The sequence below is a fragment of the Kitasatospora sp. NPDC001683 genome, assembly GCF_053596495.1.
Window position 1 is genome coordinate 102,460 of record NZ_JBSFGK010000006.1, and the last position, 9,228, is coordinate 111,687.

Consider the following 9,228-nt stretch of genomic DNA (forward strand, 5'->3'; position numbering starts at 1 on the left):
GCCCGCGGATCGAACGGATGAGTGTGATGACCGACCTTGCTCAGAGGCGCACTGCCGTTTACCGGCTCTACGACACCGATGGCAGCCTGCTGTACGTAGGCATAACGCACAACCTTGAGCAGCGCTGGGCAGACCACCGCCACTGGAAGAGGTGGTGGCACCTCGTTCACCGGAGCGACATTCAGTGGTTCCCCAACCGCGCCTCGGCACTTGCAGCCGAGCGCGCGGCAGTGGAGGCCGAGAGTCCTCGATTCGACAAGACCCATCGCCTTGGGCGGGGCTGGCGTGACCATCCGCCTGTCACCTTCATCGACCCTGCCGAAGCAGACGTGAAGCGCGCGCTTCGAGTAGCTGTCGAGGGCGAGCGCTTCCCGCATGGCCGGGCCCTCCCGTGTCGACGCGACCTGGCAATCGAGTTCGCAACGTCAACTCCGATCATCACCACAGCGCTGGACGAGCTGGTAAAGGAAGGCCTCCTGGAGTCCACGGCTCGGAGCTACTGGCGCAGGGGCGAACGCCCTGGTCCTCGCGTGCCAAAACCCCGCCAGTGGCAGCCCGATGGGGAGGGCCGCTAGCTTCGCTGACCCAAGCGGCCGGTACGGTAGGTTGACCGCCCCGCCTCGAAGGAACGTTCCCGTGCGCCCTGCCCATTTTCAGCAGCTCCTGCTCGCCGCCGGCAGTGCATTGCCCGGCGCCACGGCGAAGCCGTTCGAGGCCGGCGGCAGGCACCCGTATGGCGTCACCGTCGACGTGGCGGCCCGGACCAGCCGCTGGCAGGTCGTGGTGGTGAGCGCCCCCGGCGAGAAGTGGGACGGGGATTCGGACGCGGAGCCGGTTCTGGGTGAGAAGCCGGCCGGGCCCGCGATGCCGGTGGAGCTGAAGGATCTGGCCGCGGTCGAGCACGGGCTCGTCGCCGCGCTGTTGGCCGCCGACGAGGGTGAGATTGCCGCCGTCGACGTCTACTCGGCGCGGCCGACTCCGCCGGCAGTCGGTCACGGCGCCACCATCGACCTGCACGACGGGTCACGGATGTTCATCAACCACGTCCGCTGAGCACACTGCCGCGCCCCACCCAGGTGATCTCTGGGTGGGGCGCGGCAGTGCATCGTTCAGGTGTTCTTAGAGCCCGGCTCACTGAGTATGCCGCAGGGCGCTGGCAACCTGCGGACATGACTGCGCCCCGCTGGATCAGACCCGGCGGGGCGCAGGGAGGACTGGGAGTCAGCCGGCGAAGGTGATGCTGGCCAGGGTGACGCGCATGGCCTCGTCGTTGACGACAAGTACGGCGATCGTGTGGGAAAGCACCAGCATTCGCGTGACGCCGTCGTCGATCCCATAGGGCTGAGTGCCGCCCTTCGGGTCCGCGAGGATCGTTCGCAGTGCCAGCTTCAGCTCGTCAGCGGCCGCCTGGGGCAGGCTGTCGCGCACTGCGCGAACGGTCCGGTCCAGATGGAGGCGGTAGATCATGATTCGTGATCCTGTCCTACGCTGGCGGGGCCCGCACGGGCTCCTCCGGACTCATGATTCAAGTCCGGTCACGGGTTTGTCGCGGCCAGCCTAGTGAACACGCTTCGTGAAGATGCAAGAAACAATGAGTCACGCAGCATTGCGGGCTCGAAGCCGCTCCGCATCCTCAATGACCTGCTCGGTTACATCCTCAAACTCGCCGGGAACGGGGCTGCCGGCGGCCTCCGCAGCGGCAATTTCGCGCGCTCGTTCGACCCCCGCACGAATGGACTCGGCGATTCCCTGCCACCTCGCAAAGACGGGCAAGAGATCCGCGGCCGACGCCTTGTTGATTTCCCCGAGGAATCGCTTGGTCAGGTCGGGAGACCCCAGCGCCTCGCTGATGCGCTCGATGGTCCACGGCTGGTCAGTCATTGAACACTTCTCCCGGTGGCGACGGGTGCATGGCAGGGTTGGCCTGGCAGGGCCATCCAGCGCCGTCGTGGCAGAAAACGGCGCTCAGCCACCGTAGCGCTTGATCGTAGGAGCGCGCCCGCGAGTCACCCAGACATACGAAATTTCGCACCTGAGGGCCCGCGGCCCTAAGGATGCGGCTCCCGCTGCCAAGGCGACCGATCGCGTGTTTGTCCGATGAGCGGGTCGGCGCAGAAGTCCCGCCGGCCCCGCGACGCTCATCCGCGATCGCGGGGAAGGCCAGCGGCGGGGGCGGCCAAGGCCAGGCACCAAAGGGTTGGCTCGCCTGGGCCCTGCATGAGTGGCCGCGCATCCACGAGCCAACTCAGGACCGCCTACCAGATCCGGTAGGTGGTAGCAGGCGCTCGAATGCCTGCGGGTCAGCTCGGCGCCTGTCGCGCGCCACTGGGAACCGTGCCGCTTCTCACGTTCTCACCTTGTATCCATTCCGCATAGGCGGTAATGTCTGGAGTGCTCCAAAACGCAAACGGCCCCGCGTCTGCGGGGCCGGCGACTTCACCGTGCGCGCCCCCTGGCCTGGTAACCAAAGCGCGCACAGATCGGAGACTCCATCATGGCATCTTCCGTTGCCGTTCCCAAGCCCGCTCCGGCTGCTCTGGCCGGCATCCTGCCCGACGACGCCTCGCACCCCTTGAAGTTCTTCCCGATCCCCGAGGGCATCATCGCGATGTTCTCTCCGGCGCAGATCACGCGGTCGGAGGCGTGGTCGCTGCTGACGGCGCTGTTCGGCCCGCTTCGTGACGTGACGCCGGAGGTGGCTCGGTGAGCGCGCTCGTTGCCCGGCCGACGGAGAACGCCGGGATCGACCTCGCGCTGTACCGTCCCACTCCGGCCCGTTCCCGTGCTCAGCTGCTGCGCCTCATCGCATGGGCGAAGCGGGTGGGTGACGAGCACGGCCGGCGTCTGTTCGAGGCGCGGCTTCGGCGCCCGGTGGGCGGCAGCACGGTGGGGGAGTGGTCGTGATGGAGCTGCAGTCTCTTCACCAGGATCAGCCTGGTGCCGCGGCCCGTATCGCTGCGACGGCCGAGGATGCCCGCCAGCTCGGCTTCGAGCGGGTCGAGACCCGGTACGAGCCGCAGACCGGGTTCCACACGGTGTCCGGTGAGCTGCCGGCTGAGTCGGCGCAGCGGACGGTCGACCGGATCCTCGGCCGCTGAACACCTCTTGGGCCGCCCCGAGGTGGGCGGCCCTCTCCTTTCACCTTCACGTCCAGCTGGAGAAGCCGTGTACCTGCGTACCCCCGTTGCCGCGTCGGCGGTGTCGTGATGGGGATCAGACTGATGGTCGAGGTGCTGGACCACTGGCAGGACGCCGGCCTGACTGCCGGGGAGCGGTCGGATCTCCTTGTCGTGGCGGAGAACGCCAACGAGGTAAGCCGGGAGACCGTGGGTCCGATGCATGAGCCGTACCTGCTCAAGCGGGCGGGGAAGGCGTCGCCGACCGCGTGGCGTAACGCCCTCGGCAAGCTGATGAAGAAGGGCGTGCTGGAGTACGCCGTCCACGATGGCCGGCAGATGTCCGGCTTCCCCGGGCGGTGGGCGGTTTACCGGCTCGTCGAGCTCTGTGGCGAGGCTCCGCATGATGGTCTTCACGGACGGTGCTCGCGCACGGATTGGGTCACCTCTCAGGTGACCCAATCGGCCCCAGACGGCGACGAATTGGGTCACCTCACAGATGACCCAATCGCCGAAACGGGTAACCCGCCAGGTGACCCAATCGGGGAAACGGGTCACCTCTCAGGTGCGAACGGGTCACCTGACAGGTGCGAACGGGTCACCTCTCAGGTGACCCCTAACCCTCTTACCCCTCTTACCCCTCCCTCCCTACCGACCGTCGACGACGATCGAACCGCCGATGGGCGGGAGGGCGGGGGGACCGCCTCACGGCGGCAAGACAACCCCGCCGCGTACAACGCCCTCGCCCGGATCGCCGCCAAGCACCCCCAACTCGCCCTCGGCGAGACCGAACTCGCCGAACTCGCACCCCTCGTCGAACCCTGGCTGGAGCGCACCACCGAGACCCGCATGGGGCTCGCCGTCACCGCCGGCCTGCCCGCCCAGGTCGCCAGCCCCGCCGGGTTCCTCCGCCGCCGGCTCGTCCAGAAACTCCCCCCGCTGCTGCAGACCGTCCCCGACGAGGAGCGCTGCGGCCGCCCGAACTGCGACCCGATCACCCACATGGTCACCCTCCCCGACGGCGACCAGGCCTACTGCGCCGTCTGCCACCCCACCGGGCGTGCCATCGCCCGCCGAACCCAAGGAAGCGCCGCATGAGCGACCACGAGCCCGACTTCGACCCGAGCTTCGAGCGGCAGCCGCCCCAGGACTTCCACGCCGAACGCGCTAGCCTCGGCGCCCAGCTGATCTCCGCCCAGGCGATCGCCGACGTCCTCGGCACCGGGCTGCGCCCCGCCGAGTACTACCGGCCCGCCCACGAGAAGATCCAGGAGGCGATCACCGCCCTGTACGCGGCCGGCGACCCCGCCGACCCGATCACGGTGGCCCGGCAGCTGACCGTCAGCGGCGACCTGCAGCGCTGCGGCGGCCCCACCTACCTCCACGACCTGGTCCAGGCCGCCCCCGCCCCGTCGAACGCCGAGTACTACGCCCAGATCGTCCGGGAGAAGGCCCGGCTGCGTTCGGTCGCGGTGGCCCTCAATCGGGGCTCCAACATGGTCGCCTCGGCGGAGGGCGACCCGGCGGAGGTCATCGAGGCGATCCAGGCGGAGATCATCGCTGCGGCCGGGGCCGGCGACACGCCTGGTGCGAGCATCGGCCTCGCCCCGGTCGCCGCCAGCCTGGAAGCCACCCTCGACGCCATCGAGGCCGTCGACCAGGGCACCGTCCCCGTCGGCGCCCCGTGGGGCTTCAAGGATCTCGATGCGCTCACCGGCGGCATGCACCCCGGCCAGATGATCGTCATCGCGGGGCGGCCCGGCATGGGCAAGTCGACGGCGGGCATGGACATCGCCCGCTCCGCCGCGATCAAGCACGGCCTCGGCACCGCGTTCTTCTCCTTGGAGATGTCCCGCACCGAGATCATGAAGCGCATCATCTCCGCCGAAGGCCGGATCCCCCTGCACCACATGCAGGCCCGCGGCGCCATGACCGACGACGACTGGAACCGCACCGCGAAGACCCTGGAAAGCATCGCCAAGGCACCGCTGTACCTCGACGACTCCCCGGACCTCACCATGACGTCAATCCGCACCAAGGCCCGCCAGATGGCCGCCGAGACCGAACTCAAGCTGATCGTCATCGACTACATGCAGCTCCTGCGCTCCGGCGGCGGCCAGCGCTACGAGTCCCGCCAGCACGAGGTCTCCGACCTGTCCCGGTCGATCAAGCTCCTCGCGAAGGAACTGGAGATCCCCGTCATCGCCCTGTCCCAACTCAACCGCGGCCCGGAGCAGCGCACCGACAAGAAGCCCATGGCTGCGGACCTGCGCGAGTCCGGGGCGATCGAGCAGGACGCCGACCTGATCCTGCTGCTGCACCGCGAGGACGCCTACGACAGGGAGTCCGTGCGGGCCGGCGAGGCGGACTTCATCGTGGCGAAGAACCGGTCCGGGCCGACGTCGACGATCACGGTGGCGTTCCAGGGGCACTACGCCCGTTTCGTCGACATGGCCGCCGAACTTCGAGCAGCCTGAGCTGCAACACGAAAGGATCAGCATGGACCGCGAGTTGAACATCATCTGCCAGGCCTGCAAGCGCTCCCTCGGCGACGACGACAACGATCTTGGGAGCCTATGGGTCAGCCCCGGCGAGATCACCGTGCGGCAGGCGGCCGTCAAGGACTGGGAACGCCAGCACCTCACGCCGGCTGCTGACGGCTCCGGGCTGCCGCTGGTCGGCTTCAAGACAATGCTCAGCCGTCCCGACCAGGTCTGCTGGCATGCCACGCACGCCGCGTGCGACGACCCTGAGGGCGGTGACGCCTACGCGATCACCTCGCGTCAGCTGAGGACCTGGGCCGACCTCGTCGAGTGGACATCGCACCTCATGGCCAAGGCCTGGATCAACGACACGAACTGGGCGACGCTGCTGGGGGAGGTGGCCGGAGGCCGGTCGCCTTTGATCACGAGGGCCGATAGGTCGAGCTGAACGAACGGGAGCGCCGGCCGCTGCGCCGCAGCGGCCGGGGCAGCCATCCACGAAGCACCAGCAGGAGGACACGTGAACGCTAGACCGATCGAAACGCGCTACGCAGGATGCCGCTTCAGGTCCCGCCTGGAGGCTCGATGGGCGGTCTTCTTCGACCACCTCGGCATCGCCTGGGAGTACGAGCCGCAAGGGTTCGACATCAACGGCAGGGCCTACCTCCCCGACTTCCTGCTGACGGACTGCGGCACCTGGGTGGAGGTCAAGGGCGCTGAAGCCGACCTCGATGGAAACCTGATGAGGCAGGCGGCACTTCATCTCCCGCGGCCGCCGCATCGGTATGAACCAGGCCCGAATCTTCTCATCCTGGGCCCGATACCTGAGCCGCCCCGGACGGGCGAGCTTGGCTGGGTCAGCCTCTCGCGCTTCGCCGACGAGGACGGAACCCTTGAGCTTGAGGATGGGTACTCCGGCTTCGGAAGCTACTCAAAGAACTGTCGGCCGTGGAGGCTCTACAACACCAGCACAGCCACTCCGTTCGAAGCAGGCTCGGGAGCCTACCTCGTTCCCCAGACCGACCCCTACGAGGACGGCCGGGACGCTGCAGGTGCCTACCGCGCTGCCCGCAGCGCTCGGTTTGAACATGGCTCCGCAGGTTGGCGCGCGTCAGGTTTCGCGTTCCGGAGGCTGGCTGTGATGCCTCCGACCGGCCGCCTGCCGTCACGGTAGGCGGCGCCGCCGGCGTGGAAGCCTCAGAGGGCCCCTGTAGGCGCTGAATTGCCTGTATTGGCCCCCGAGTGGGAGAAGCCTCGCGAGGCCCTTCACGCCCCCGCCATGGGCCTTGCGTGCCGTCTGCAAGGAGTCTGCCAGGGATCCGTTGCGGCGACTGCGCCGAAGTCCACCCCGTGACTCTGGCTCAGCGACTGAAGCGACTCAACTGCAGCACCCGTTCAGGCCCTGCTCCCGCACCCGGAAGACGCCGGCCGACGTCACCTGGTCCAGCCCCGACGACCTGCATCTGCTGCCCCACGGCACTGCCGACACGTGCGGCTGGCAGTGCCGCTACATCGAGCAGGCCGCCGCCGGCCACCGCTTCCTCTTCCACTCCCACCCCGACCTCGGCCCCACCACCTACGCCGCCTGGTCCGCGTTCATCCGCCGCCCCCACGTCGGCGTCCGCGCCGAGTACAGCTACGACCTCACCCCCGAGCAGATGGACAACGTCATGACCGAAGCCCGCGACAACCAGGGCTGGCCCCTGCGCCCCCGCGAGGCCGCACTCAAGGGCCACGCCGGCTACCACCGCGACGGCCCGCACGCCTTCCTCAACGCCAACTTCTTCTAGGGAGCGCAAATGAGTCATCTCGCGAAGGCCGACTGGCACCCGTGCGACTGGATCAGCGTCGACGAGTACACGGACGGGCGTCGCCTCGTCGGCGCCATCGTGAAGGGCGCCCGCGCCGCCATCAACCGCGCAGTCCGCACCGCCCCCAACCGCACTACCGAGCGGGCCGTGCTCAACCTTCGCGCCACTCTGAACGCCGCGAACAAGTACGCCACCGCGCTCTACCAGCGAACCGACGAACTCGCCCAGGCATGGGCCGACATCATCGCCGTCGCCCACGCCATGGGCGCCACCCCGGATGAGGCCGACCGCCTCGCCGTAATCCGCTCCACGATGCTCAACAACCGCGCCGCCGAACTGGGGAACCCGTGACCAACCTGCCCACCGACCTGCTCGACCGCCTTGCCGACATCGGCAACAAGGCCCTCAACGACCACTACCACGAAGACCTTTGTGGCTGCCGCCAGTGGCCCCACTCCTGCGCCTCGGGATACACCGCTGGCAGCTGGGACACCGGCGCGTTCGACATCGCCCTGCCCGCCATCATCGCCGCCTACGAACAGCACAAGGGGCAGCAGTGAGACTCCGCCAGGCCCACGCCCTGATCGCCACCGCCGCCGAACTCGAAGCCGCCGGCATCGGTATCGAGATGTTTCCCTTCGACGCCGAGGCGTCGCACATCACCACCGACCACATGACCGGTGTCGTCGAGTACAGCGATCCCGACAACCCGCCCCGCAACACCCGGTCCTACAACATCGACATCTACCCCGGGACGACCGACGACGAGATTGGCGTCTACGTCAGCTTCGGGTTCGCTCTCGACGGATCACCCGTACTGGACCGCACCTTCGAGGTGTTGAGCAAGGCCGAGGACGCCGACTCGTACGAGCATGGAACCAGCGAGATCGCCAGCCTGGTCGTGGCCGCAATCCGCGAGCACGAGAAGCCGTTCGAGACCGCGTATGAAGCGCGAGCCGGGAAACGCTGCCCGGTCTGCACCGGCACGGGCGGCGACCACCAGATCGGCTGCGGCGCGGAGAAGCAGCAGTGACCGACGAAGCCACCCCGTACTGCACCGACGAGCAGTGCATCGAGGACGAGTGCAGCCCCCAGGACCCGTGCTGTATCAGCGTCTGCAGCTGCCCCATCGCCGAGGACCACTGTGTCTATGCAGGCAAGAACGGCGAGGAGTTTGAAGACCTCGACGGCGTCACCCGGGACGTCTGGTACTGCCCCGAACACAAGACGGAGTGGGTCAGACCGTGAACATCGACCACGACCAGCTCTACGACGAGTCCCGCGCGGAACCCGAACTGGACGACGTTGACCAGCCATTCGACCACGGCGGCTGCTACCAGCCGCACGTCCGCGGAGGCGAGTACTACAACTGCGACGGACGACCTCTCTAGGAGCAGCGGCGATGACCGACGAAGACCGCGAGCCGGTGTACTGGTTCTGCAACTCCTGCGGCGAGGAAGTCGACGGCCAGTTCGACGAATGCTGCGACGACGGCGAGATCGAACCGTCCTGGGACGAGTAGCCCTGGGCCCGGTGCGCCAATCCCCGACGCCCTATCCGGGCCGGACGGAAGGAGAATGCCATGTTCAACGCCAACGACAAGGTCTACATCAAGGCCTGCCAGGACGACCCCCGCGCGGTCGGGCGCACCGGCTACATCGTCGACGAGGTTCCACCCGGCCCGCTCACCAAGCACCGCTGGACCGTCAACCAGGTCGGCTTCTTCACCGGGCCGGTCCTGTGCCACGCCCACGAGCTGAAGCTGCTGGAGGCGGCCCGGCGGTGAACTCCTCAGGGGGGCCGCCGAGAACGCGCTGT

Annotated in this window: 18 protein-coding genes; 16 read left to right on the forward strand and 2 right to left on the reverse strand. The window is 68.1% G+C overall.

What is annotated here, in order from left to right; translation table 11 throughout:
- The first annotated feature begins 26 nt into the window (after positions 1-26).
- Positions 27-575 (forward strand): GIY-YIG nuclease family protein, encoded by a 549-nt coding sequence (locus ACWCYO_RS04955; RefSeq protein ID WP_449783383.1) that lies wholly within the window; start codon positions 27-29, stop codon positions 573-575.
- A 61-nt stretch (positions 576-636) separates the two neighbouring features.
- Entirely contained in the window at positions 637-1,053 is a 417-nt protein-coding gene (locus ACWCYO_RS04960; RefSeq protein ID WP_449783384.1) for a hypothetical protein, read from the forward strand.
- Between the two features lie 168 nt (positions 1,054-1,221).
- On the opposite strand, the gene ACWCYO_RS04965 is transcribed toward ACWCYO_RS04960, so the two are convergent.
- Entirely contained in the window at positions 1,222-1,467 is a 246-nt protein-coding gene (locus tag ACWCYO_RS04965) for a hypothetical protein (protein WP_449783385.1), read from the reverse strand.
- A gap of 129 nt (positions 1,468-1,596) precedes the next feature.
- Entirely contained in the window at positions 1,597-1,881 is a 285-nt protein-coding gene (locus ACWCYO_RS04970; RefSeq protein WP_449783386.1) for a hypothetical protein, read from the reverse strand.
- A 613-nt stretch (positions 1,882-2,494) separates the two neighbouring features.
- Between ACWCYO_RS04970 and ACWCYO_RS04975 the strand changes: the two genes are divergently transcribed.
- From ACWCYO_RS04975 to ACWCYO_RS05040, 14 genes are all read left to right on the forward strand, one after another.
- Entirely contained in the window at positions 2,495-2,707 is a 213-nt protein-coding gene (locus tag ACWCYO_RS04975; RefSeq protein ID WP_449783387.1) for a hypothetical protein, read from the forward strand.
- Positions 2,704-2,904: a hypothetical protein gene (locus tag ACWCYO_RS04980; protein ID WP_449783388.1), complete on the forward strand. Its 201-nt coding sequence runs from the start codon at positions 2,704-2,706 to the stop codon at positions 2,902-2,904. The genes ACWCYO_RS04975 and ACWCYO_RS04980 overlap by 4 nt, the downstream gene beginning before the upstream one ends.
- On the forward strand, positions 2,901-3,098 hold the full coding sequence (locus tag ACWCYO_RS04985) for a hypothetical protein (RefSeq protein WP_449783389.1): 198 nt from the start codon (positions 2,901-2,903) through the stop codon (positions 3,096-3,098). The genes ACWCYO_RS04980 and ACWCYO_RS04985 overlap by 4 nt, the downstream gene beginning before the upstream one ends.
- Positions 3,099-3,725: 627 nt before the next feature.
- On the forward strand, positions 3,726-4,214 hold the full coding sequence (locus ACWCYO_RS04990; protein ID WP_449783390.1) for a hypothetical protein: 489 nt from the start codon (positions 3,726-3,728) through the stop codon (positions 4,212-4,214).
- Positions 4,211-5,593, forward strand: coding sequence for a replicative DNA helicase (gene dnaB / locus ACWCYO_RS04995; protein WP_449783391.1), 1,383 nt, complete (start codon positions 4,211-4,213; stop codon positions 5,591-5,593). The genes ACWCYO_RS04990 and dnaB overlap by 4 nt, the downstream gene beginning before the upstream one ends.
- A gap of 22 nt (positions 5,594-5,615) precedes the next feature.
- Positions 5,616-6,047 carry a hypothetical protein gene (locus tag ACWCYO_RS05000; protein ID WP_449783392.1) on the forward strand — a complete coding sequence of 144 codons (432 nt, stop codon included), beginning with the start codon at positions 5,616-5,618 and terminating at the stop codon, positions 6,045-6,047.
- Positions 6,048-6,119: 72 nt separating this feature from the next.
- On the forward strand, positions 6,120-6,773 hold the full coding sequence (locus ACWCYO_RS05005) for a hypothetical protein (RefSeq protein WP_449783393.1): 654 nt from the start codon (positions 6,120-6,122) through the stop codon (positions 6,771-6,773).
- A gap of 148 nt (positions 6,774-6,921) precedes the next feature.
- The gene (locus tag ACWCYO_RS05010; protein WP_449783394.1) at positions 6,922-7,389 is read left to right on the forward strand and encodes a hypothetical protein; all 468 of its coding nucleotides are present in this window, start codon (positions 6,922-6,924) and stop codon (positions 7,387-7,389) included.
- Positions 7,390-7,398: 9 nt separating this feature from the next.
- On the forward strand, positions 7,399-7,761 hold the full coding sequence (locus ACWCYO_RS05015; RefSeq protein WP_449783395.1) for a hypothetical protein: 363 nt from the start codon (positions 7,399-7,401) through the stop codon (positions 7,759-7,761).
- Complete coding sequence (locus tag ACWCYO_RS05020; RefSeq protein ID WP_449783396.1) at positions 7,758-7,970, forward strand: hypothetical protein; 213 nt, start codon at positions 7,758-7,760, stop codon at positions 7,968-7,970. Before ACWCYO_RS05015 ends, ACWCYO_RS05020 begins: the two co-directional genes overlap by 4 nt.
- Positions 7,967-8,443 (forward strand): hypothetical protein, encoded by a 477-nt coding sequence (locus ACWCYO_RS05025; RefSeq protein WP_449783397.1) that lies wholly within the window; start codon positions 7,967-7,969, stop codon positions 8,441-8,443. Before ACWCYO_RS05020 ends, ACWCYO_RS05025 begins: the two co-directional genes overlap by 4 nt.
- Complete coding sequence (locus tag ACWCYO_RS05030) at positions 8,440-8,658, forward strand: hypothetical protein (RefSeq protein WP_449783398.1); 219 nt, start codon at positions 8,440-8,442, stop codon at positions 8,656-8,658. Before ACWCYO_RS05025 ends, ACWCYO_RS05030 begins: the two co-directional genes overlap by 4 nt.
- On the forward strand, positions 8,655-8,801 hold the full coding sequence (locus tag ACWCYO_RS05035; RefSeq protein WP_449783399.1) for a hypothetical protein: 147 nt from the start codon (positions 8,655-8,657) through the stop codon (positions 8,799-8,801). Before ACWCYO_RS05030 ends, ACWCYO_RS05035 begins: the two co-directional genes overlap by 4 nt.
- Before the next feature lie 191 nt (positions 8,802-8,992).
- A complete protein-coding gene (locus ACWCYO_RS05040; protein ID WP_449783400.1) occupies positions 8,993-9,196 on the forward strand; it encodes a hypothetical protein in 204 nt (67 codons plus the stop codon).
- Positions 9,197-9,228: the final 32 nt, after the last annotated feature.